The 21270-nt window shown below is 59.3% G+C and carries 21 protein-coding genes; 13 read left to right on the plus strand and 8 right to left on the minus strand.

All coding sequences use genetic code 11. The features are described from left to right. Nucleotides 1–50: 50 nt before the first annotated feature. From rpsM to bfr, 7 genes are all read left to right on the plus strand, one after another. On the plus strand, nt 51–407 hold the full coding sequence (rpsM, locus tag KW840_RS27990) for a 30S ribosomal protein S13 (RefSeq protein WP_009045849.1): 357 nt from the start codon (nt 51–53) through the stop codon (nt 405–407). Nucleotides 408–437: 30 nt separating this feature from the next. Further along, the gene (gene rpsK, locus KW840_RS27995; RefSeq protein WP_002555466.1) at nt 438–827 is read left to right on the plus strand and encodes a 30S ribosomal protein S11; all 390 of its coding nucleotides are present in this window, start codon (nt 438–440) and stop codon (nt 825–827) included. Between the two features lie 18 nt (nt 828–845). After that, nucleotides 846–1466 (plus strand): 30S ribosomal protein S4, encoded by a 621-nt coding sequence (gene rpsD / locus KW840_RS28000; protein WP_003176404.1) that lies wholly within the window; start codon nt 846–848, stop codon nt 1464–1466. Nucleotides 1467–1488: 22 nt separating this feature from the next. Beyond that, nucleotides 1489–2490 (plus strand): DNA-directed RNA polymerase subunit alpha, encoded by a 1002-nt coding sequence (gene rpoA / locus KW840_RS28005; protein ID WP_007970428.1) that lies wholly within the window; start codon nt 1489–1491, stop codon nt 2488–2490. A 42-nt stretch (nt 2491–2532) separates the two neighbouring features. Continuing rightward, the gene (gene rplQ / locus KW840_RS28010; RefSeq protein WP_007970429.1) at nt 2533–2919 is read left to right on the plus strand and encodes a 50S ribosomal protein L17; all 387 of its coding nucleotides are present in this window, start codon (nt 2533–2535) and stop codon (nt 2917–2919) included. Between the two features lie 237 nt (nt 2920–3156). Then, on the plus strand, nt 3157–4611 hold the full coding sequence (locus tag KW840_RS28015) for a catalase (protein WP_102672157.1): 1455 nt from the start codon (nt 3157–3159) through the stop codon (nt 4609–4611). A gap of 148 nt (nt 4612–4759) precedes the next feature. Then, complete coding sequence (gene bfr / locus KW840_RS28020; RefSeq protein ID WP_008053867.1) at nt 4760–5224, plus strand: bacterioferritin; 465 nt, start codon at nt 4760–4762, stop codon at nt 5222–5224. Between the two features lie 65 nt (nt 5225–5289). On the opposite strand, the gene uvrA is transcribed toward bfr, so the two are convergent. Continuing rightward, nucleotides 5290–8124, minus strand: coding sequence for an excinuclease ABC subunit UvrA (gene uvrA / locus KW840_RS28025; RefSeq protein WP_057713101.1), 2835 nt, complete (start codon nt 8122–8124; stop codon nt 5290–5292). Between the two features lie 191 nt (nt 8125–8315). Between uvrA and KW840_RS28030 the strand changes: the two genes are divergently transcribed. The 3 genes from KW840_RS28030 to KW840_RS28040 all read left to right on the plus strand — a co-directional run bounded on the left by KW840_RS28030 (nt 8316) and on the right by KW840_RS28040 (nt 11275). After that, nucleotides 8316–9713 (plus strand): MFS transporter, encoded by a 1398-nt coding sequence (locus tag KW840_RS28030; protein WP_090451697.1) that lies wholly within the window; start codon nt 8316–8318, stop codon nt 9711–9713. Nucleotides 9714–9722: 9 nt separating this feature from the next. After that, complete coding sequence (locus KW840_RS28035; RefSeq protein WP_007984430.1) at nt 9723–10241, plus strand: single-stranded DNA-binding protein; 519 nt, start codon at nt 9723–9725, stop codon at nt 10239–10241. Nucleotides 10242–10402: 161 nt separating this feature from the next. Then, nucleotides 10403–11275 carry an AraC family transcriptional regulator gene (locus tag KW840_RS28040; protein ID WP_218498436.1) on the plus strand — a complete coding sequence of 291 codons (873 nt, stop codon included), beginning with the start codon at nt 10403–10405 and terminating at the stop codon, nt 11273–11275. A 30-nt stretch (nt 11276–11305) separates the two neighbouring features. On the opposite strand, the gene KW840_RS28045 is transcribed toward KW840_RS28040, so the two are convergent. Both KW840_RS28045 and KW840_RS28050 read right to left on the minus strand, forming a co-directional pair. Beyond that, nucleotides 11306–11806, minus strand: a complete 501-nt coding sequence (locus KW840_RS28045) for a YkgB family protein (protein ID WP_150814483.1) — start codon at nt 11804–11806, stop codon at nt 11306–11308. Between the two features lie 221 nt (nt 11807–12027). Then, nucleotides 12028–12588, minus strand: coding sequence for a cysteine hydrolase family protein (locus tag KW840_RS28050; RefSeq protein WP_218498437.1), 561 nt, complete (start codon nt 12586–12588; stop codon nt 12028–12030). Between the two features lie 101 nt (nt 12589–12689). On the opposite strand from KW840_RS28050, the gene KW840_RS28055 reads away from it, so the two are divergent. The 3 genes from KW840_RS28055 (at nt 12690) to KW840_RS28065 (ending at nt 15840) form a co-directional block, all read left to right on the plus strand. Continuing rightward, nucleotides 12690–13682 carry a GlxA family transcriptional regulator gene (locus KW840_RS28055; RefSeq protein ID WP_154862085.1) on the plus strand — a complete coding sequence of 331 codons (993 nt, stop codon included), beginning with the start codon at nt 12690–12692 and terminating at the stop codon, nt 13680–13682. Nucleotides 13683–13982: 300 nt separating this feature from the next. Next, nucleotides 13983–15092 carry a DUF3182 family protein gene (locus KW840_RS28060; RefSeq protein WP_218498438.1) on the plus strand — a complete coding sequence of 370 codons (1110 nt, stop codon included), beginning with the start codon at nt 13983–13985 and terminating at the stop codon, nt 15090–15092. Continuing rightward, nucleotides 15082–15840, plus strand: coding sequence for a S9 family peptidase (locus tag KW840_RS28065; protein ID WP_057713108.1), 759 nt, complete (start codon nt 15082–15084; stop codon nt 15838–15840). The genes KW840_RS28060 and KW840_RS28065 overlap by 11 nt, the downstream gene beginning before the upstream one ends. A gap of 139 nt (nt 15841–15979) precedes the next feature. On the opposite strand, the gene KW840_RS28070 is transcribed toward KW840_RS28065, so the two are convergent. The 5 genes from KW840_RS28070 to KW840_RS28090 form a co-directional block, all read right to left on the minus strand. Next, the gene (locus tag KW840_RS28070) at nt 15980–16966 is read right to left on the minus strand and encodes a lysylphosphatidylglycerol synthase domain-containing protein (protein ID WP_218498439.1); all 987 of its coding nucleotides are present in this window, start codon (nt 16964–16966) and stop codon (nt 15980–15982) included. Beyond that, nucleotides 16953–18245: a cardiolipin synthase ClsB gene (clsB, locus tag KW840_RS28075; RefSeq protein WP_218498440.1), complete on the minus strand. Its 1293-nt coding sequence runs from the start codon at nt 18243–18245 to the stop codon at nt 16953–16955. Before clsB ends, KW840_RS28070 begins: the two co-directional genes overlap by 14 nt. Next, complete coding sequence (locus tag KW840_RS28080) at nt 18242–19039, minus strand: endonuclease/exonuclease/phosphatase family protein (protein WP_150814477.1); 798 nt, start codon at nt 19037–19039, stop codon at nt 18242–18244. Before KW840_RS28080 ends, clsB begins: the two co-directional genes overlap by 4 nt. After that, a complete protein-coding gene (locus tag KW840_RS28085; protein WP_218498441.1) occupies nt 19036–19638 on the minus strand; it encodes a DUF72 domain-containing protein in 603 nt (200 codons plus the stop codon). The genes KW840_RS28080 and KW840_RS28085 overlap by 4 nt, the downstream gene beginning before the upstream one ends. 203 nt (nt 19639–19841) lie before the next feature. After that, the gene (locus KW840_RS28090) at nt 19842–21053 is read right to left on the minus strand and encodes an MFS transporter (RefSeq protein ID WP_218498442.1); all 1212 of its coding nucleotides are present in this window, start codon (nt 21051–21053) and stop codon (nt 19842–19844) included. Between the last annotated feature and the right edge of the window lie 217 nt (nt 21054–21270).

Consider the following 21270-nt stretch of genomic DNA (forward strand, 5'->3'; position numbering starts at 1 on the left):
TATTTCTTGGCTTCCGGGGCGTAGGTAGCTGTCAATTGGAGTCCCACTGAATGGCCCGTATTGCAGGCGTTAACATTCCAGATAACAAGCATACTGTTATCTCGCTGACCTACATCTATGGTGTTGGTCGCACTACTGCACAAAAAATTTGTGCAGAGACTGGGGTAAACCCAGCAGCAAAGATCAAAGATCTGAGCGACGAGCAAATTGAACAGCTGCGTGGCGAAGTGGCGAAGTTCACCACTGAAGGTGACCTGCGTCGCGAAATCAACATGAAAATCAAGCGCTTGATGGACCTCGGTTGCTATCGCGGTCTGCGTCATCGTCGCGGTCTTCCAGTACGCGGTCAGCGTACCAAGACCAACGCGCGTACCCGTAAAGGTCCGCGTAAGCCGATCCGCAAGTAATCGCCCCAGCGAATCGACAGGAATTTAATCATGGCAAAACCTGCTGCTCGTCCTCGTAAAAAAGTTAAAAAGACAGTGGTTGATGGCATCGCCCACATCCATGCATCTTTTAACAACACCATCGTGACCATCACCGACCGTCAAGGTAACGCTCTTTCCTGGGCTACCTCCGGTGGTTCGGGTTTCCGCGGTTCCCGCAAGTCCACCCCGTTTGCTGCTCAAGTAGCTGCTGAACGTGCTGGTCAAGCTGCGCTGGAATACGGCCTGAAAAACCTCGACGTCAACGTCAAAGGTCCAGGTCCAGGTCGTGAATCCGCAGTCCGCGCTTTGAACGGCTGTGGCTACAAGATCGCCAGCATCACCGACGTGACGCCAATCCCGCACAACGGGTGCCGTCCGCCGAAGAAGCGCCGCGTGTAATCCAGGAGATTGTAAAGAATGGCTCGTTACATTGGTCCAAAATGCAAACTCGCTCGTCGCGAAGGCACCGATCTCTTCCTGAAGAGCGGCGTGCGCGCGATCGAATCGAAGTGCAACATTGAAGCAGCACCTGGTATCCACGGCCAACGCCGCGGTCGCCAGTCCGACTACGGCACCCAACTGCGTGAAAAGCAGAAGGTCCGTCGTATCTACGGCGTTCTCGAGCGTCAATTCAGCGGCTACTACAAAGAAGCTGCTGGCAAGAAAGGTGCAACCGGTGAAAACCTGCTGCAACTGCTCGAATGCCGTCTGGACAACGTTGTATACCGTATGGGCTTTGGTTCGACTCGTGCCGAATCCCGTCAGCTGGTATCGCACAAGTCGATCAGCGTAAACGGTCAGACCGTTAACGTTCCGTCCTACCAGGTTCGTGCTGGTGACGTGGTTGCTGTTCGCGAGAAAGCAAAAAATCAACTTCGCATTGTCCAAGCTCTCGATCTGTGTGCCCAACGTGGCCGCGTAGAATGGGTAGAAGTAGACACTGAGAAGAAGTCGGGCGTTTTCAAGAACGTTCCAGCTCGCAGTGATCTGTCCGCCGACATCAACGAAAGCCTGATTGTCGAGCTCTACTCCAAGTAAGGGCTAGAAAATAGGTGCATCCATGCAGATTTCGGTAAATGAGTTCCTGACACCCCGCCACATTGATGTGCAGGTTGTCAGTCCAACCCGCGCCAAGATCACTCTCGAGCCTCTCGAGCGTGGCTTTGGCCATACCCTGGGCAACGCGCTGCGCCGCATCCTGTTGTCCTCAATGCCCGGCTGTGCAGTAGTCGAGGCCGAGATTGACGGTGTGCTCCACGAGTACAGCGCCATCGAAGGTGTACAGGAAGACGTAATTGAAATCCTGTTGAACCTTAAAGGTCTGGCTATCAAGCTGCACGGTCGTGACGAAGTTACGCTGACCTTGTCGAAGAAGGGTTCGGGGGTGGTTACCGCTGCCGATATTCAGCTGGATCATGATGTCGAGATCGTTAATCCCGATCACGTAATCGCTAACCTGGCGTCTAACGGCGCCCTGAACATGAAGCTCGTAGTAGCTCGTGGTCGTGGTTATGAACCGGCAGACTCGCGTCAGAGCGATGAAGACGAAAGCCGCAGCATCGGTCGCTTGCAGCTTGACTCTTCGTTCAGCCCGGTTCGCCGTATCGCATACGTGGTGGAAAACGCCCGTGTCGAGCAGCGTACTAACCTGGACAAGCTGGTTATTGATCTGGAAACCAACGGTACTCTGGATCCTGAAGAGGCAATTCGCCGTGCTGCAACCATCCTGCAACAGCAGTTGGCTGCGTTCGTCGACCTCAAGGGTGACAGTGAGCCAGTGGTTGTCGAGCAGGAAGACGAGATCGATCCGATCCTGCTTCGCCCGGTTGACGATCTGGAACTGACTGTACGTTCGGCTAACTGCCTTAAGGCGGAAAACATCTACTACATCGGTGACCTGATTCAGCGTACCGAAGTAGAGCTGTTGAAGACTCCGAACCTGGGCAAGAAATCCTTGACTGAAATCAAGGACGTTCTGGCCTCCCGCGGTCTGTCCCTCGGCATGCGCCTCGACAACTGGCCGCCTGCAAGTCTTAAGAAGGACGACAAGGCGACTGCCTGATCGTCGTAATCACCGAACGTAGTGTTTGGTAAGGAATGAACCATGCGTCATCGTAAAAGTGGTCGTCACCTGAGCCGCACCAGCTCGCACCGCAAGGCCATGTTCCAAAACATGGCGGTGTCGCTGTTCGAGCACGAGCTGATCAAAACTACTCTGCCAAAAGCTAAAGAACTGCGCCGCGTTGCCGAGCCGCTGATCACTTTGGCCAAGACAGATAGCGTTGCTAACCGCCGTCTGGCTTTCGACCGTACTCGTTCGAAAGCTATCGTTGGTAAGCTCTTCAACGACCTGGGCAAGCGTTACGCTACCCGTGAGGGTGGCTACCTGCGCATCCTCAAGTGCGGTTTCCGCGCTGGCGACAACGCGCCTATGGCGTACGTCGAGTTGGTTGATCGTGCTACTGCTGGCGAAGCTGTATCTGCCGAGTAAGACGTCAGTCTGAAACAAAGAACCGGGCCTAGTGCCCGGTTTTTTGTGCCTGTAAGAAACGCGCCCTCTGTACAAGCGTTTCCCGCGTCCTCGTCGTCATTATGTGATGGGGATGATCATTAGTTTTTATCTATCGATGTCTGCAAGTTAATGAATTTGTAGCTGTCATATTGATGATCAATACTCCCTCTCAGCCGATAGCCGGCAGTTCAAGACCGACAGAGGAAGGAAGATCGCATGAGCCAAAACAAAACGCTTACCACCGCCAGTGGCGCTCCTGTTGCCGATAACCAGAATTCCCGTTCCGCCGGCCCTCGTGGCCCGCTGCTGCTCGACGACTTTCACCTGATCGAGAAGCTTGCCCACTTCAACCGTGAAAACATCCCTGAGCGCCGTGTACACGCCAAAGGCTCGGGTGCCTACGGTACGTTCACCGTGACGCGCGATATCACTCAATACACCAGCGCGAAGCTGTTTGAGACAGTCGGCAAGCAAACCCCGACTTTCCTGCGGTTTTCCACCGTGGGTGGTGAGCGGGGTTCGGCTGATACCGAGCGTGATCCGCGCGGGTTCGCCTTGAAGTTTTATACCGAGGAAGGTAACTGGGACATCGTCGGCAACAACACCCCCGTGTTCTTCATTCGCGATCCACTGAAGTTCCCGGACTTTATCCACACCCAGAAGCGTTTGCCGCAAAGCAACCTGAAGAGTGCCCAGGCGATGTGGGACTTCTGGTCGCATTCGCCCGAGGCGCTGCACCAGGTCACCATCCTGTTCTCCGACCGGGGTATCCCTGATGGATACCGTCACATGCATGGTTTTGGCAGCCACACTTACAGCCTCATCAACGCTCAAGGTGAGCGTCACTGGGTGAAGTGGCACTACAAGACCAAGCAGGGGATCAAGAACCTTGCTCCAGCGGAGGCTGCGCGCCTGGCGGGCACTGATCCGGATTACGCCCAACGCGACCTGTTCAATGCCATCGAGCAGGGTGATTTCCCGAAATGGCGCGTATGCATCCAGATCATGAGCGAAGCTCAGGCAGCGGCGCACTACGAGAACCCCTTTGATGTCACCAAGACCTGGTCGCAGAAAGAGTTTCCACTGATTGAAGTCGGAGAGCTGGAGCTCAATCGCAATCCGCTGAACTACTTTGCTGAAGTCGAGCAAGCGGCATTCGGTCCCAGCAACATGGTCCCAGGTGTTGGCTTATCGCCTGACCGCATGCTGCAAGGTCGAGTATTCGCTTACGCGGATGCTCACCGCTACCGTGTTGGCACCAATCACCAGCAATTGCCGGTTAATGCGCCTCGCAGTCCGGTGAACAGCTACCAGCGTGATGGTTCGATGGCGTTTGGCAGTAACGGCGGTGCGGCACCAAACTACGAGCCGAACAGCTACGTTGAGTCGCCGAAGCAAGCGCCTCGCTATGCGGAGCCGCCATTGGCACTGAGCGGTGCGGCTGATCGCTACGATCACCGCGAGGATACCGACTACTACAGCCACGCCGGCGCGTTGTTCCGCTTGATGACTGGGGAGCAGCAATCATTGCTGGTTAGCAACATCGCCGGTGCGATGGCGGGTGTATCGAGTGATGTGGTTGATCGCCAGTTGCAGCATTTCTACAAGGCTGACCCGGCGTATGGAGAAGCAATCGCAAAGCTGCTCAACGTACAGCTTAACGAAGTCTAAATGAGAAGCAGAACCGCCCTTATTTGGGCGGTTTTTGCGTTATTTCAGCCGGTTTTCTCAGAATATCTTCGCTTTTATTGCGTCTTGCGAGTGACGATAAGGGCATGTTGGTTCAAACTACAACTTTAAAGCAGGGAGATGTAGGGCGATGCAAGGCCACCCAGATGTGATCGATTACCTCAACACGTTGCTGACCGGCGAACTGGCCGCGCGTGATCAATATTTCGTCCACTCGCGGATGTATGAGGACTGGGGTTTCACCAAGCTCTACGAAAGAATCAACCACGAGATGGAAGAGGAAGCAGGGCACGCTGACGCCCTGATGCGCCGGATTCTGATGCTCGAGGGCACGCCGCGCATGCGTCCGGACGATCTCGACGTCGGCACCACGGTGACAGAGATGCTCGAAGCGGATTTGCGCCTGGAATACAAGGTACGGGCTGCGTTGTGCAAGGGCATCAAGCTCTGCGAACAACACAAGGACTACGTCAGCCGCGAAATGCTGCGGGTTCAATTGCATGACACCGAAGAAGATCACACCTACTGGCTCGAGAAGCAGTTGGGTCTGATCAAGTTGATCGGGCTAGAGAACTACCTGCAATCCCACACCTGATTGCTGCGAATACAAAAAAGCCCCTGTCACTGATGAAGTGACAGGGGCTTTTTCATGGGGGGCGGTCAAGCCCGATCGCGCTCCAGCAGCGGCTTGAGGTAATAACCGGTATGGGATTGCTTCATCTCTGACACTTCTTCCGGGGTGCCGACGGCAATGATCTGCCCGCCCTTGGAACCACCCTCCGGCCCCAGGTCCACCAGCCAGTCAGCGGTCTTGATCACGTCCAGGTTGTGTTCGATCACCACCACGGTGTTGCCGTGGTCGCGCAGGCGATGCAACACGTCCAGCAGTTGCTGGATATCCGCGAAGTGCAGACCGGTGGTGGGTTCGTCGAGGATGTACAGGGTCTTGCCGGTATCGCGCTTGGACAGCTCGCGGGACAGTTTCACCCGTTGGGCTTCACCGCCGGACAGCGTGGTCGCCGATTGCCCCAGCTTGATGTACGACAGGCCGACGTCCATCAATGTTTGCAGCTTGCGCGCCAGGGCCGGTACGGCATCGAAGAACACCCGTGCTTCCTCGATCGTCATCTCGAGGGTTTCGTGGATGCTCTTGCCCTTGTACTTGATCTCAAGGGTTTCGCGGTTGTATCGCTTGCTCTTGCACACGTCGCAGGGCACGTAGATGTCCGGCAGGAAGTGCATCTCGACCTTGATCAGGCCGTCGCCCTGACAAGCTTCGCAGCGGCCACCCTTGACGTTGAAGGAGAAACGCCCCGGACCATAGCCCCGGGAGCGGGACTCCGGTACGCCAGCGAACAACTCGCGGATCGGCGTGAACAAACCGGTGTAGGTCGCCGGGTTGGAGCGCGGTGTACGGCCGATCGGGCTCTGGTCGATGTCGACGACCTTGTCCAGGTGCTCCAGGCCCTTGATGCTGTCGTGTACGGCCGCCTCGAGGGTAGTGGCGCCATTCAGCGCCGTGGCGCTCAAAGGGAACAGGGTGTTGTTGATCAGCGTCGACTTGCCGGAGCCGGACACGCCGGTCACACAGGTCAGCAGGCCGATCGGAATCTCCAGGTCGACATTGCGCAGGTTGTTGCCGCGCGCGCCCTTGAGCGACAGCGTCAGCTTCTTGTTGCGCGGTGTACGTTTGGCCGGGACTTCGATCTTCACCCGGCCCGACAGGTATTTACCCGTCAGCGAGTCCGGGTGAGCCATGACCTCGGCCGGTGTGCCTTCGGCGACGATATGCCCGCCGTGCACGCCAGCGCCCGGGCCGATGTCCACCACGTAGTCGGCCAGGCGGATCGCGTCTTCGTCGTGCTCGACCACGATCACCGTGTTACCGATATCGCGCAGGTGCTTGAGGGTGCCCAGCAGCCGGTCGTTATCGCGCTGATGCAGACCGATGGAGGGTTCGTCGAGGATGTACAGGACGCCCACCAGGCCGGCGCCAATCTGGCTGGCCAGGCGAATACGCTGGGCCTCGCCGCCGGACAGGGTATCTGCGCTGCGATCCAGCGACAGATAGTCGAGGCCGACGTTGACCAGGAACTGCAGGCGCTCGCGGATTTCCTTGAGGATCTTGTCGGCAATTTCGCCACGTCGTCCGGTGAGCTTGAGCCCGCCAAAATAATCGGACGCATCGCCGATCGGCAGGTTGGTCACTGCCGGCAGGGTTTTTTCGCCGACCCACACATGCCGCGCTTCACGCCGCAGGCGGGTGCCACGGCAATCCGGGCACGACTGGGTGCTGAGGAACTTGGCCAGTTCTTCGCGCACCGATGCCGATTCGGTTTCGCGGTAACGGCGTTCCAGGTTCGGCACGATGCCTTCGAACGGGTGCGAGCGTTTGACGATATCGCCACGGTCGTTCAGGTATTTGAAGTCGACGTTTTGCGAACCACTGCCGTGCAGGATAAATTTCTGCTGATCGGCCGGCAATTCGTTGAACGGAACTTCCAGACTGAACTTGTAGTGCGAGGCCAGCGAGCCGAGCATCTGGAAGTAATAGACGTTACGCCTGTCCCAGCCACGAATCGCCCCTTCGGCCAGGGTCAGTTCGCCATTGACCAGGCGCTTGATGTCAAAGAACTGCTTCACCCCCAGACCATCGCAGGTCGGGCAAGCGCCGGCCGGGTTGTTGAAGGAGAACAGCTTGGGTTCCAGTTCGCTGATCGCGTGGCCGCAGATCGGGCAGGCGAAGCGTGCGGAGAAGATCATCTCTTCACCCGGCTCGTCGTCCATCGGCGCCACCAGGGCGATGCCGTCCGCCAGTTTCAGCGCGGTCTCGAAGGATTCGGCCAGGCGTTGTTGCAGGTCGGCGCGAACCTTGAAGCGGTCGACCACGACATCGATGGTATGTTTTTTCTGCTTGTCGAGCTTGGGAGCTTCGTCCAGCTCATAGAGCTTTCCATTGATTCTGGCGCGGACAAAACCCTGCGCGCGCAGCTCTTCGAAAACCGACAGGTGCTCGCCTTTGCGCTCGCGGATGACCGGCGCCAACAGCATCAGCTTGCTGCCCTCCGGTTCGGCGAGGACCAGGTCGACCATCTGGCTGACGGTCTGCGCTTCAAGCGGGATGTCGTGATCCGGGCAACGGGGAATACCCACACGTGCATAAAGCAGGCGCAGGTAGTCGTAGATTTCGGTGATAGTGCCGACCGTCGAGCGCGGGTTGTGCGAGGTCGACTTCTGTTCGATGGAGATCGCCGGCGACAGGCCTTCGATGGTGTCGACGTCGGGCTTTTCCATCATCGACAGGAACTGCCGGGCGTAGGCCGATAGCGATTCGACGTAGCGGCGCTGACCTTCGGCGTACAGGGTATCGAAAGCCAGGGACGACTTGCCGGAGCCGGACAGGCCGGTGATGACGATCAGCTTGTCCCGTGGCAGGGTCAGGTCGATGTTCTTCAGGTTGTGGGTTCGAGCCCCACGAATCAGGATCTTGTCCAAGGTGGCCTCGCTCGGCGGGCGTCGAAAACGTAGGAGTATACGGCCAAATACTGGATGGATGCACACTATCGAATGCTGCTATTGCTGCCTTGCATGAAAGCTCTGTCATCTACACGCGTCAAAGCGTCGCGATATACCCTGCCAATCGATGGGACTGGTAGAATCGCCGCCGGTTCACATGAGGTTTTTCCATGCACGATCCCCACAGCGAGCGCATGAGCGGCAGCGAGACCCGCGCGGCAAGCGGTCTGGCCCTGGTGTTCGCCTTCCGTATGCTTGGCATGTTCATGGTGTTGCCGGTTTTGGCGACCTATGGGATGGACCTGGCCGGAGCCACGCCGGCCCTGATCGGTCTGGCGATTGGCGCTTATGGCCTGACCCAGGCAGTTTTCCAGATTCCTTTCGGTTTCATTTCCGACAGGATCGGTCGCCGCCCGGTGATTTACCTGGGCCTGATCGTGTTTGCCCTCGGCAGTCTGCTGGCGGCCAATGCCGATTCGATCTGGGGCGTGATCGCCGGGCGAATCCTGCAAGGTGCCGGGGCGATTTCAGCCGCGGTCATGGCCTTGTTGTCAGACCTGACCCGGGAGCAGCATCGGACCAAAGCCATGGCCATGATCGGCATGACCATCGGTCTGTCGTTCGCCGTCGCCATGGTGGTCGGCCCGTTGCTGACCCGCGCTTTTGGTCTGTCCGGGTTGTTCCTCGCCACGGGCGGCATGGCGCTGCTCGGCATTGTGATCGTCATGTTCATGGTGCCGCGCTCTACCGGGACATTGCAGCATCGCGAGTCCGGTGTTGCGCGCCAGGCATTGATGCCGACGCTCAAGCACCCGGACCTGCTACGGCTGGACCTGGGTATTTTTGTGTTGCACGCGATGTTGATGTCCAGCTTCGTCGCCTTGCCGCTGGCGCTGGTCGAGAAAGCCGGGCTGCCCAAAGAGCAGCACTGGTGGGTGTACCTGACCGCGTTGCTGATTTCTTTCTTCGCCATGATCCCGTTCATTATCTACGGCGAGAAGAAACGCAAAATGAAACGAGTTTTACTCGGTGCCGTCGTGACGCTGATGTTCACTGAGCTATTCTTCTGGCAGTTCGGCGACAGCTTGCGGGCTCTGGTGATCGGTACGGTGGTGTTCTTCACCGCGTTCAATCTGCTGGAAGCTTCGTTGCCATCGCTGATCAGCAAGGTTTCACCGGCCGGCGGCAAGGGCACGGCGATGGGGGTTTATTCCACCAGCCAGTTCCTCGGGTCGGCATTGGGCGGCATTCTTGGCGGTTGGCTGTTCCAGCATGGCGGTCTGTCGGTTGTGTTCCTCGGATGCGCCGGTCTGGCTGCCCTCTGGCTGGCCTTTGCTGTTACCATGCGCGAACCTCCCTACGTCACGAGCCTGCGCTTGCCGTTGTCGCCCGAGGCGATCCGCGAAGCGGGTCTGGTCGAGCGCCTGAAGGCGGTCGTAGGGGTAACAGATGCAGTCATCGTCGCAGAAGAGGCGGCGATTTACATCAAACTGGACACCGAACTATTGGATCGCACCACCCTTGAGCGCCTGGTGAACAACCCGGCCGGGGCAGCGTGCGTAGCCTAGGAGAACGTTATGGCCCGTGGGGTTAACAAAGTCATATTGGTCGGCACTTGCGGCCAGGATCCCGAAGTTCGCTACTTGCCTAACGGTAACGCCGTGACCAACCTGAGTCTGGCGACCAGCGAACAGTGGACCGACAAGCAAACCGGTCAGAAAGTTGAAAAGACCGAATGGCACCGTGTGTCGATGTTCGGCAAGGTTGCAGAAATCGCTGGCGAATACCTGCGTAAAGGTTCTCAGGTCTACATCGAAGGCAAGCTGCAGACCCGCGAGTGGGAAAAAGACGGTATCAAGCGTTACACCACCGAAATCGTGGTCGACATGCAAGGCACCATGCAACTGCTGGGCGGCCGTCCACAGGGCGACCAGCAGGGCCAGGGCGGTGGTAACAACTACCAGCAGTCCGCGCCACGCCAGCAGGCTCCACGTCCACAGCAGTCGGCGCCGCAACAGTCGCGCCCGGCTCCACAGCAGGCCGCTCCTCAGCCGGCTCCGGATTTCGACAGCTTTGATGACGATATCCCGTTCTGATTCTTTCACCAAAGAATAGAACCTGAAAAAGCCCGGCCTCCCTATGGATGCCGGGCTTTTTGCATTTTACCTGGGCATTCCTCGCCGGGATCGAGGACCGTCCAGCCGCCAGCGCGCGGTGATACTCTGCTACTGGTCCAGACCTTGTGCAGAGTTGCCCTATGGATCGCCTGTCTACGTTGTTGTCACAGTTCGGCGTGCGCGCGAACCTGTTTTACAGCGGCATGCTTTGCGGCGTGGCGTCCTACGATGGCGCCGACCAGCGCGGTCATATTCACCTGTTGCAGGCTGGCTCTGTCACTTTGAAAGGCCCAGGGAGGAGTGAGTTGTTGATCACTCGGCCCAGCCTGATTTTCCTGCCACGCCCCAGTCGACATCAGCTCATCTCCAGTGAGACTGAAGGTGCTCAGCTGTTATGTGCGTCGATGCTGTTCGATGGCGGCGCCAGTAATCCGATATCTGCTTCGCTCCCCGATCTTCTGGTGTTGCCCCTGGATGAGCTGCCGTTGCTGGCCGACACCCTGAGATGGCTGTTCGGTGAAGCTGGCGCTGGCCATTGCGGCAGGGAGGCCGTGCTTGATCGTTTGTTCGAACTGTTGATCATCCTGCTGTTCCGGCATTTGCTCGACCACCATCAGTTGAGCACCGGCATGATGGCCGGGTTGGCCGATGTGCGGCTGTCGCGCTCGCTGATACAGATGCACAACCAACCTCAGCGGGCCTGGTCAGTGGCCGAGTTGGCAAATGAATCGAACATGTCCCGCGCCGCTTTTGCGGTGCATTTCCGCGCGGTCCTGGGGCAAACACCGTTGGATTATCTTCTGAGCTGGCGGATCAGTCTGGCGCAGAAGCGCCTGCGGGAGGGGCGGCCGATTACGCTGATCGCCGATGAGGTGGGCTATGAAAGTCCGTCGGCCCTTGCCCGTGCGTTTCGCCGCAAGACCGGCTGCAGTCCACGGGACTGGATGAAATCCCTGGCCCTTGAGGGCCGCGTACTGGCGGGTGATGGCGATGACCTGAATGCATCGAGCTGATTCAGGCCATCGGCGGGTGAAGTTGTCAGCTCAAGGGGTTTCCAGTCGGGTCAGCGAATGGCCCGCCACGAACAGGGAGGCGGCAAGCAAGCCGATGTCCTTGAGCAGGAACTGGCCTGGCGCGACCGAAATGGCCGGGAAACCAAGGCCGGGCTCAATCACGCCGGGGGTCGAGAACATAAAGCTCAAGGTGGTGAAAAACAGCCCGGCCGACAAGGCGCCCCCGATCAAGGAAAGCTTTGGCGACAGCAGGCGACCCGCAATCAGTACACCGATGGAGATCTCCAGAACGCCAAGCAAACTGGAAAACAGATCGACACTGAAAATGTTATAGACCCATCCCAGGAAGGGGCTGTTGCTTACCAGTGGCACCAGTCCCTCTGCTTCATAGTGGGTGAATTTCATTCCCCCGAACCAGAAGTAGATAACGGCGAGGGCGAAGTAAATGCCGTAGGTCCCTAGCGTCATGGTGGTGAGTCCGAGGGATGTTTTTTTCGACAGGCTGTCAGTGCTGATATTCATGCTGTTCATTGTTCAGGCTTCCAGTGAGTTATCCAGAAAGTGGCATGGGTGAAAGCAACATCCCCCGCGTATGCGTTGGGAGTGGAGTGATTGTTGGCTTCGGCATGACTTTTCAGGATTCTGGCGGTATTGCGTTTGATGCAGATCGTCCAGACTCACCGGCAATTAAAAGCCCATGGCAGGTGAGGCCATGGGCTTTTTCATTTTTGCTGTCTTGTCCCGAATAAGGTTTACAGCTTCCGGCTTCTTGTCAGGTACTCGTTGGTCGAGACCACGCTGGCATAGGCAAACGCCAGGGCCGCCATGAACGCCGCATGAACTTGCGCCGCCGGAACCGTCACGCCATTGAACTCCAGGTCACGGGTGGCGCAGGCGTCGTGGATCACGGTGACCGTATAACCAAAATCCGCCGCCGCCCGGGTGATGCCGTCGACGCACATGTGGCTCATGCTGCCCACGACCACCAGTTCCTTGATGCCTTGTTCGTCGAGGATCGATTTCAGTTCGGTTTCGCGGAACGAGTTGACGAAGTGTTTGAGCACCACCGGTTCGTCGGCACGGTTGAGCACTTTCGGGTGCAACTTCGCGCCCTCGGAGTTCGGGGTGAAAAACGGCGCATCTTCAGAGGTGAATTCGTGGCGAATGTGCACCACTGAATCCCCAGCGTCGCGGAAGGCCTTGATCAGGCGGACGGCGTTGTCGGCGGCGGCGTCGGCACCGACCAGCGGCCACTTGCCTTGGGGGAAGTAGTCGTTCTGGATATCGACTAGGATGAGCGCTTGCTTGGCCATGACTGTTTCCTCGAAGTGTGTATTGGTGTGGAATGAAGTATTGGCTCTGGCAGGCGATCCGAGGATTGGCCGCACCGACAATAGAAGGGGGAAAACTGACAATGGACGCAGAAAGGGCAATCGCCGAACTCGGTGTACTGATCTATCCCGGCGCGCAGATGGCGGCGGTGCATGGTTTGACGGATTTGTTCGGGGTGGCCAACCGGATCGCCGCCGAACATCAGTCTGCGCAGTTGCCGCTGTTGCGGGTCAGCCATTGGCAGGTCGAGGGTGATCAGGCGCCGGTTCGGGTCTTCGACAGCCATCCTGGCCCGGAGCGCGCCCTGGTGGCCGTGTTGATTCCGCCATCGATCGGCGGTTTTTCCGAGGGCCAGGCGCCACAGGGATTGATTCGCTGGTTGCGTGAGCAACATGCCAGCGGCGCGACACTGGGCGGGGTTTGCGTGGGCTCTATCCTGTTGGCCGAAAGCGGTCTGCTCGACGGTCGTAGCGCCACCACTCACTGGACCTCGGCCAAAGCTTTCGCCGAACGTTATCCGGCGATCCGGCTCAAGGCCGATACGCCGATCGTCGATGACGGCGACCTGATTACCACCGCCGGGCTGATGGCCTGGTCGGAACTGGGTCTGCGCCTGGTCAACCGGTTGCTGGGGCCGAGCATCGCCACCAACACCGCGCGTTTTCTGGTGGTGGAACACAGCGATAGCGCCAGTGAGTGCGGCAGTAACTTTGCGCCGATCCTCAGTCATGGCGATGCGACGATCCTCAAGGTGCAACACTGGCTGCAAAGCACCGGAGCGACCGATGTGTCGCTGGCGGCGATGGCCGAAAAGGCAGGGCTGGAAGAACGCACCTTCCTGCGACGCTTTCGCGCGGCCACCGGGCTCAAACCCACCGAATACTGCCAGCACCTGCGAGTTGGCAAGGCCCGGGAAATGCTTGAGTTCACCAACGGCACCATCGACCACATCGCCTGGACCGTGGGTTATCAGGACCCCGGGGCGTTTCGCGCAACGTTCAGGAAAATCACCGGGTTGGCGCCGAGTGATTATCGGACACGGTTTGGGGTGAACTCTGGATCGGTCGCACGGTAGTCGCATCACCTCGATTCCCTGTGGGAGCGAGCTTGCTCGCGATAGCTGTGTGTCTGCTACATAAATGTTGAATGTCATTCCCTCATCGCGAGCAAGCTCGCTCCCACAGGGTCGGGCGTGTGGGCTGGAATCGTGCAAAATGCCGGAGTATCAAAGGGTGTCGTGCAGAATAAAACAGGCCACATGCCATCACTTCCTGCGCAACGGGCTGATTTAAAACCCCTTTTCCCTCAACGGGCCTTGGCCTGATCTCTGCACCCCTTCAGCTACATTCATCAAACGTCGATTGAAGGGGGATGCATGACCCCGGCAAACTGCAGGAAACTGGTGGTCGCCCATTCAGTGCTCGCCGACGCGCCAGTGCACGAAGTTGAAACCAACCGCGCACTGGCCCGCTGGCTGGCGCAGATACTGGGGCTCAAGTACGGCGGCAGCTACGACCCGCAACTGCATGCAGGGCGAGACCTCTACCTGTTGCCGACCCAGACCCTTGTGGGCGCTGCGGCTGCCCGGCAACTGGGGGTCAAGGGGCCTGAGGATTTGTGGGGCGGTTATGTCGACCACGACTTCATCTGCACCAAAGCCATCAGTCACGGATTGCTCAACCACCATGCCCATGCGCCGCGAGGCTGGGCTCCGTTGTTTTCCGAGCGGGTGCGCAGCGTGGTGCTCGACGGTCTCAGCGTGTTCTCCCTGAAGGATGCGCGCCCGGCGGCGGAGCATTTGCTGTACACCGGGCCGATCCGCCTGAAACCGATTCATGCCTGTGCCGGACGTGGTCAGGAAGTGATCAAAAGCCTCGACGAGTTCGATGAGCTGCTTGCCCAGCCCGAGGCCGAGGCGATGTTCACCGAAGGCGTGGTGCTCGAACAGGACCTGGACCAGGTGATCACCCACAGCGTCGGCCAGAGTTTTATCGGCGCAAAGGTACTCAGTTACTGCGGTGATCAATACTTGACCGAGGACGCTCAGGGTGAACAGGTTTATGGCGGGTCCAACCTGCTGGTGGTGCCAGGCGGCTATGACGAATTGTTGAAGCTGGATCTGCCGGAAGACGTGCAACTGGCGATCCGCCAGGCACAGGTGTTCGACAGCGCGGCGGATGAAGCCTACCCAGGTTTCTATGCCTCACGGCGCAACTACGACATCGCCCAGGGCGTCGGCAGCGATGGCCGGCCACGCAGCGGTGTGCTCGAACAGTCCTGGCGCATGGGCGGTGCCAGCAGCGCCGAGGTCGCGGCCTTGCAGAGTTTCGTCAACGATCCGGGGATCTGCGCGATTCGTGTGTCTTCGGTGGAAACCTACATCGACCAGCCGCTGCCGGCGGACGCCATCGAGGTGTACCGCGGGCCGGCGCAGGCCAGTGACTTTCTCCTCAAGTACGTGACGGTTAAACCCTATGACGGCTAGAAGCGAATCCATTCAGATCGACATCGACGACGAACAGATGAGCGGGACCTTCCTGAGTCCCAAATCGAAAGTCCCCGGCGTGCTCTTTGTGCACGGTTGGGGCGGCAGCCAGGAGCGGGATCTGGAACGCGCCAAAGGTATCGCCGGGTTGGGGTGCGTGTGCCTGACCTTTGACCTGCGCGGGCACACCGGTGGCACCGGCATTCCATTGTCCCGGGTGACCCGGGAAGACAATTTGCGCGACCTGCTGGCGGCCTATGACCGCTTGCTCGCGCACCCGGCCCTCGATACCTCGGCGATTGCCGTGGTTGGCACCAGTTACGGGGGGTATCTGGCCTCGATTCTGACCTCGCTGAGGCCCGTGCGCTGGCTGGCGCTGCGGGTGCCGGCGCTGTATCGAGACGAGCAATGGCACGCGCCGAAACGCGACCTGGACAAGCTGGATCTGCGTGATTACCGAAGCACCCTGGTGCGTGCCGACAGCAATCGTGCCTTGCACGCCTGCTCGCAATTCACCGGGGATGTCCTGTTGGTGCAGTCCGAGACCGACGACTACGTGCCCCATTCAACGATCATGAGTTACCGCGCAGCGTGCCAGCAGACTCACTCGCTGACCCACCGAATTATCGATGGCGCCGACCATGCGCTGAGCGACCCGGTTTCGCAGCAGGCCTACACCTCGATCCTTGTCGGCTGGATTACCGAGATGGTAGTGGGGGAGCGTTTGAGCATTATTCAATCATCCTGATATTGGGGTGTTTTTGCGGGCCCCTTCGCGGGCAAGCCCGCTCCCACAAGGATCGAGGGTGTACATGGAATCTGCATCCACCAACAGACACTCTGGGAGCGGGCTTGCCCGCGAAGGCGTCCTCACAACCAGTACAAAATCACTTGGGTTTCTTCGCAATCCGCAATGACTTGGCCTTGGCTTCCACCAGCAGGTACATCACCAGGGCAATCAACAACGGCAGGATGAAATAAATCGCCCGATAGGCCAGCAGTCCCGCCACCAGGCTGCCCCGCGAAGCCTCGTGTTGCAGCAGCGCCACAAACACGGCTTCCAGCACGCCGAGCCCGGCCGGGATGTGAGTGATGACCCCGGCGATGGCACTGATCAACAGCACACCCAGCACCAGTGGATAGTCCAGTTTGTTCGGTAGCAAGGTGAAGATCACCGCTGCCATCAGCGACCAGTTCAGGGCACCGAGGGCCAGTTGCAGCACGGCCATGCGCGGCGACGGCAGGTCAATCTCCACACCACGAATCACCCACTCCCGACGTTTGGCAAACCGGCACGCCACCAGGTATCCGGCGCTCAGCAGCAATAACAAAACCCCCACGCCTTGCAGCGCGCTACTGCTGAGCTTCCACCCCGGCGGCATGCGCACCAGCCCGCTGCTGAACATGGCGCCGGCAATGACCATGTAACCGAACCAGTTGGTCGCCAGGCTCAGACCGAGGATTTTCGCGATGTTGCTCTTGCTGACCCCGAGCCGCGAATACAACCGGTATCGCATGGCGATGCCACCGACCCAGGCGCTCAGGTTCAGGTTGAAGGCGTAGCTGATGATCCCCACGGGCAGAATCTGCTTCCAGGTCAGGTTCTGGCGGATGTAGGTGCGGCCGATCAGGTCGAAGCAGGCGTACACCAGAAAACTCACCAGGGTCAGCCCCGAGGCAATGATCAGTGTGCGCACCTTGAAATCGGCCAGGGTATCGAACACTTCGTTCCATTCGATGCGCTGGGCGAGCATCGTGAACAGCACGATCAGCATCAGGAAAAACAGCATCGTCAGCGGTCGTTTCCAGCGGTTCCAGTGCGTCTTCCCAGGGCTTTTGGCGTGAGTTGCCGTGTGGGGCTCAGTGCGGTTCATGGTCAGCGGCCCCGGTCGGAGGAGGAATGTGTTTCAGGCGAGGTTTATGCGCCGGCAACCAACCGGCCCACGCCGGGAAATGCCGCAGGCAGTGAAACACCAGAAAACCGACGGTCATGTGCCAGACACGCCCGCGTGGCGCGATGTCGTGAGACATGACCTTGCAATGGTTGTCGCTGAGGTCTTCCAGGCGATCGAACAGAACTCGATTGAAGCCACGGTCGCGGATCAGCACGTTGGCTTCCAGGTTCATCGACAGGCTCAACGGGTCGAGGTTGCTGGAGCCTACGGTGCTCCAGTCTTCATCCACCAGTGCGACCTTGCCGTGCAGCGGACGGTCGCAATATTCGTAGATCTTCACACCGGATTTGAGCAGATAATCGTAGGTCATGCGCGCCGCAAGCCTGGCCACCCGCATGTCTGGCTGGCCCTGCAGGATCAGCCGCACATCCACCCCTCGGCGGGCCGCGTTGCGGATCTCGCGCAGCAAGCGGAACCCGGGAAAGAAGTAGGCGTTGGCGATCACCACCCGGCGCTGCGCCTGGCGCAATACCTGGCGATAAACCTCCTCGATGTCGGTCTGGTGTTCCCCGTTGTCGCGGTACACCAGCCGCACCTGGCCATCGTGATCGCTGAAGGCCAGTTCCGAACGCCGCTGCCGACGGCGGTGCCACCAGTATTTGGCGTGCGCCGGGCGACCGCATTGCAGCAGGGCAAAGTGATGGATGTCGGCAACGGCCGGACCCTGAACTTCTACGGAATAATCCTGTTTGGCCTCGGGGCCGAAGTCGGCCAGATGATCGGCGGAAAAGTTGATCCCGCCAACGAACGCGACGGTGCCATCGACCACCACGATCTTGCGGTGCAGGCGCCGGAACCAGTTGGTGCGGATGCCCAGGCGTTTCGGTGCCGGATCGAACATTTGCAGGTGCACGCCGGCCGCGGTCAGGGCGTTCAGGAACCCGGTACTCAGTTCGCCGCAGCCGAAGCCGTCGAGGCTCACGGTGATGCGCACGCCACGCTGGGCGGCTTCGATCAGAATCTGTTGCAGCTCATTGCCGACCTTGTCCTCGAACAGAATGAAGGTCTCCAACAGGATTTCATTTTGCGCCCGGCGCAGGGCTTCAAACACCCGGGGAAAATACGCCTCGCCATTTTCCAGCAACTCGACCCGATTGCTGCCTTGCCAGCCGTATTCGACATCGACCGCTGTCGGCTCGCGGGTGGGCGGAGCGGGGATGTGTTCCAGCGTGTTTTTTTCCATCAACTGGCTGCTCATAGCTCGATCTCCACCGACAGCGGGGCGTGGTCGGAAAGGTGCGACCAGGGCCGGGAGGTCAGCACTTGCGGATGGCTGGCCTTGAGGTTGCGTACGTAGATGCGGTCCAGGCGCAATGCCGGCAAGCGCGCGGGGAAACTGCGCGCCGGTTTGCCATGGTGCTCGGCGAAGACTTCGCGCAAACCGCTGGGTGTGAGCAATGCATCGGCGCGCTGGCGCCAATCGTTGAAGTCCCCGGCGACAATCACCGGGGCGTTGCCGGGCAGGGCGTCCAGGCGCTGGGCGAGCAGCTTCAGTTGCGCGGTGCGATGGGTTTCGCGCAGCCCCAGATGCACGCAAATCGCATGCACCTCCTGGCCGTCGCCGGGCAAGCGCAACACACAATGCAAGAGCCCGCGGTTCTCGTGGCCGCTGATGGACACGTCGAGGTTGTCGTGGCGGATGATCTGGAACTTCGACAACAGCGCATTGCCGTGATCGCCCGCCGGATACACCGCATTTCGGCCATAGGCGAACTGCGGCCACAGGCTGTCGGCAAGGAATTCGTATTGCGGCATCGCCGGCCAGTTGGTGTAGCGCCTGGGATGCTGTTCGTGGGTGCCGTGGACTTCCTGCAAAAACACCACATCGGCAGACACGCTGCGCACCGCTTCACGCAGTTCCGGCAGGATGAAACGCCGGTTGAGCGCGGTGAAACCTTTATGGGTGTTGACCGTCAGCACGGTGAAGCGCTGCACTGTCGTGTTGATGGGGGTCTGCTCGTCCGTGACGCCGACCGGCTCTGGAATGCTCATGGCAACACGCTCTCGGCCGCAGGCTCACCGGGGACGGTGGCGAGGTTTTTTTCGAGGTGCAGGCGTTGCAGCAAGTGGCGTGCATCAAAGGGGGCGCGGACTTTGATGTCGTTATCGAAATAGCAGAACACCTCCCGGGATTTGCACGCCTTTGGCTTCTGCCGGGGTGCGATCAATTGTGGATTATCCGGTTGTTGGCCGTGATGCCAGGCTTCGATTCGTTCGCCCCAGCGTTTTAGTGCCTGCGGGGTGTAACCGCTGGCATAGAGTGCTTCGGCGCCATGCAGACGCAGGTAGACGAAATCGCTGGTGATGTCTTCGCGATACGGCCATTTACCTGAGGTGTCGGCGATGACCAGGGCCGTGTTATAGCGCTTGAGCAAGCGGACGAACAGCGGATCGACAAAGCTGTCATGGCGGATTTCCACGGCATAGCGTTCGGGGTGCTGCAGTGCGTAGAACGATCCATTGATTTCGATGCTGTTGACCGCCCGCGAGGCGAATTGCAATTCGCGCTTGTGGGTCAGGCCAATGGGGTAGAAGTCTCCCCGCCAGGGCGTGTAGCGCCAGCCTGAAATACCGATATGAATCGCCGCCATGTCGCCTCCGGACTACCTACCCATGTCTTTGGGTGACTGCGCTGCGGCGGCAAAAGTTTCGATGGGGCTACGGACGGTAAGTTTTCTACAGAACAACACCGAACAAGTGTGGGAGCGAGCTTGCTCGCGATGGCGGTTTATCAGTCACATTCATGTTGAATGGACCGCTGTCATCGCGAGCAAGCTCGCTCCCACAGGGGTTATCAGTGGGCAGTAATAACGCGGGCAGAGTCCTCAGCCGGTTCGGCGAACACTGGGCCGAGGCGATCAAGACGTCCACTCCACGCGGTCAATGCCAGCGCCACCAACACCACCAGGCCACCGATCCATGCGGTGTGAATCAACCCCATGTGGGAGACGATCAGGCCACCGCCCCACGCGCCACCGGCAATGCCGAGGTTGAACGCTGCGATGTTCAGGCCGGACGCCACGTCCACCGCCTGCGGGGTGTGATGCTCAGCCTGACGCACCACATACACCTGCAACCCCGGCACGTTGCCGAATGCCACGGCGCCCCAGACCAGCACGGTGGCCAGCGCGAGCCAAGGATTACCGGCGGTGAAAGTCAGCAGGAACAACACGGCGGCGAGCAGGGCAAAGATGATTTTCAGGGCGCTGATCGGGCCGCGCTTGTCCGCCAGTTTGCCGCCCCAGATGTTGCCGACGGCCACGGAGATGCCGTAGACCAGCAACACCAGGCTGACGGTGCTGGCGCTGAAGCCGGAGAGGTCCTGAAGAATCGGCGCGAGGAAGGTAAAGGCAATGAACGAGCCGCCGTAGCCGACGGCCGTCATCGCATACACCAGCAGCAGGCGTGGTTGCTTGAGCACCTGCAATTGCTGCAACAGCGATGCGGGTTTGCTGTGGGCGATGTTTTTCGGCACGTAGATCAAGCTGCCGATGAAGGCGATCACGCCCAGGGCCGAAACGGCGAGGAAGGTTTCACGCCAGCCGAAATGCTGGCCGATGAATGTCCCCAGCGGCACGCCGGTGACCAGCGCTACGGTCAGGCCGGTGAACATGATGGCAATCGCGCTGGCGGCTTTTTCCTTCGGCACTAGACTGGTGGCGATGGTCGAGCCGATCGAGAAAAACACCCCATGGGCCAGGCCGGTGACGATCCGTGCGAGGATCAACGACTCGTAACTCGGTGCTTGCCACGCCAGCAGGTTGCCGAGGGTGAACAGCACCATCAGCGACAACAGCAGCAATTTGCGCGGAACCTTGCCGGTGAGGGCGGTCAGCACCGGGGCGCCGACGGCAACGCCAAGGGCATACAGGCTGACCAGCAGGCCGGCGGATGGCAGACTGACGCCGAGGTCGGCGCCGATGGTGGGTAACAGGCCAACGATGACGAACTCGGTCGTCCCGATGGCAAAGGCGCTGAGGGTCAGCGCGAGCAAGGCAATGGGCATGGCTGCAACTCCGGTGCAATGATGTGATGGAGCGCAGTGTCGGGATTTGGCTCGGTCAGAAAAATACAGGGATGGACATTTGATATTTGCGTGCAGATCAAATATCGCGAGGACGGATGCATACTTGTGGCGAGGGGGCTTGCCCCCGTTCGGCTGCGAAGCAGTCGTAAACCCATTGAATGCGGCGCATCAGATGAATTCGAACGGTAGGTTTTGG

Source organism: Pseudomonas sp. PDM30, assembly GCF_019218985.1.
Taxonomy (GTDB): Bacteria; Pseudomonadota; Gammaproteobacteria; order Pseudomonadales; family Pseudomonadaceae; genus Aquipseudomonas; species Aquipseudomonas jessenii.

What these genes read in the sequence shown, in the direction of transcription:
- rpsD (WP_003176404.1), top strand. Translation starts at nt 846, where the DNA reads ATGGCTCGTTACATTGGTCCAAAATGCAAACTCGCTCGTCGCGAAGGC.
- KW840_RS28065 (WP_057713108.1), top strand. Translation starts at nt 15,082, where the DNA reads ATGACGGCTAGAAGCGAATCCATTCAGATCGACATCGACGACGAACAG.
- KW840_RS28080 (WP_150814477.1), bottom strand. Translation starts at nt 19,039, where the DNA reads ATGAGCATTCCAGAGCCGGTCGGCGTCACGGACGAGCAGACCCCCATC.
- rplQ (WP_007970429.1), top strand. Translation starts at nt 2,533, where the DNA reads ATGCGTCATCGTAAAAGTGGTCGTCACCTGAGCCGCACCAGCTCGCAC.
- KW840_RS28030 (WP_090451697.1), top strand. Translation starts at nt 8,316, where the DNA reads ATGCACGATCCCCACAGCGAGCGCATGAGCGGCAGCGAGACCCGCGCG.
- KW840_RS28055 (WP_154862085.1), top strand. Translation starts at nt 12,690, where the DNA reads ATGGACGCAGAAAGGGCAATCGCCGAACTCGGTGTACTGATCTATCCC.
- rpsM (WP_009045849.1), top strand. Translation starts at nt 51, where the DNA reads ATGGCCCGTATTGCAGGCGTTAACATTCCAGATAACAAGCATACTGTT.
- KW840_RS28050 (WP_218498437.1), bottom strand. Translation starts at nt 12,588, where the DNA reads ATGGCCAAGCAAGCGCTCATCCTAGTCGATATCCAGAACGACTACTTC.
- KW840_RS28090 (WP_218498442.1), bottom strand. Translation starts at nt 21,053, where the DNA reads ATGCCCATTGCCTTGCTCGCGCTGACCCTCAGCGCCTTTGCCATCGGG.
- KW840_RS28040 (WP_218498436.1), top strand. Translation starts at nt 10,403, where the DNA reads ATGGATCGCCTGTCTACGTTGTTGTCACAGTTCGGCGTGCGCGCGAAC.
- KW840_RS28045 (WP_150814483.1), bottom strand. Translation starts at nt 11,806, where the DNA reads ATGAACAGCATGAATATCAGCACTGACAGCCTGTCGAAAAAAACATCC.
- rpoA (WP_007970428.1), top strand. Translation starts at nt 1,489, where the DNA reads ATGCAGATTTCGGTAAATGAGTTCCTGACACCCCGCCACATTGATGTG.
- bfr (WP_008053867.1), top strand. Translation starts at nt 4,760, where the DNA reads ATGCAAGGCCACCCAGATGTGATCGATTACCTCAACACGTTGCTGACC.
- KW840_RS28035 (WP_007984430.1), top strand. Translation starts at nt 9,723, where the DNA reads ATGGCCCGTGGGGTTAACAAAGTCATATTGGTCGGCACTTGCGGCCAG.
- KW840_RS28060 (WP_218498438.1), top strand. Translation starts at nt 13,983, where the DNA reads ATGACCCCGGCAAACTGCAGGAAACTGGTGGTCGCCCATTCAGTGCTC.
- clsB (WP_218498440.1), bottom strand. Translation starts at nt 18,245, where the DNA reads ATGAGCAGCCAGTTGATGGAAAAAAACACGCTGGAACACATCCCCGCT.
- KW840_RS28085 (WP_218498441.1), bottom strand. Translation starts at nt 19,638, where the DNA reads ATGGCGGCGATTCATATCGGTATTTCAGGCTGGCGCTACACGCCCTGG.
- rpsK (WP_002555466.1), top strand. Translation starts at nt 438, where the DNA reads ATGGCAAAACCTGCTGCTCGTCCTCGTAAAAAAGTTAAAAAGACAGTG.
- KW840_RS28015 (WP_102672157.1), top strand. Translation starts at nt 3,157, where the DNA reads ATGAGCCAAAACAAAACGCTTACCACCGCCAGTGGCGCTCCTGTTGCC.
- KW840_RS28070 (WP_218498439.1), bottom strand. Translation starts at nt 16,966, where the DNA reads ATGAACCGCACTGAGCCCCACACGGCAACTCACGCCAAAAGCCCTGGG.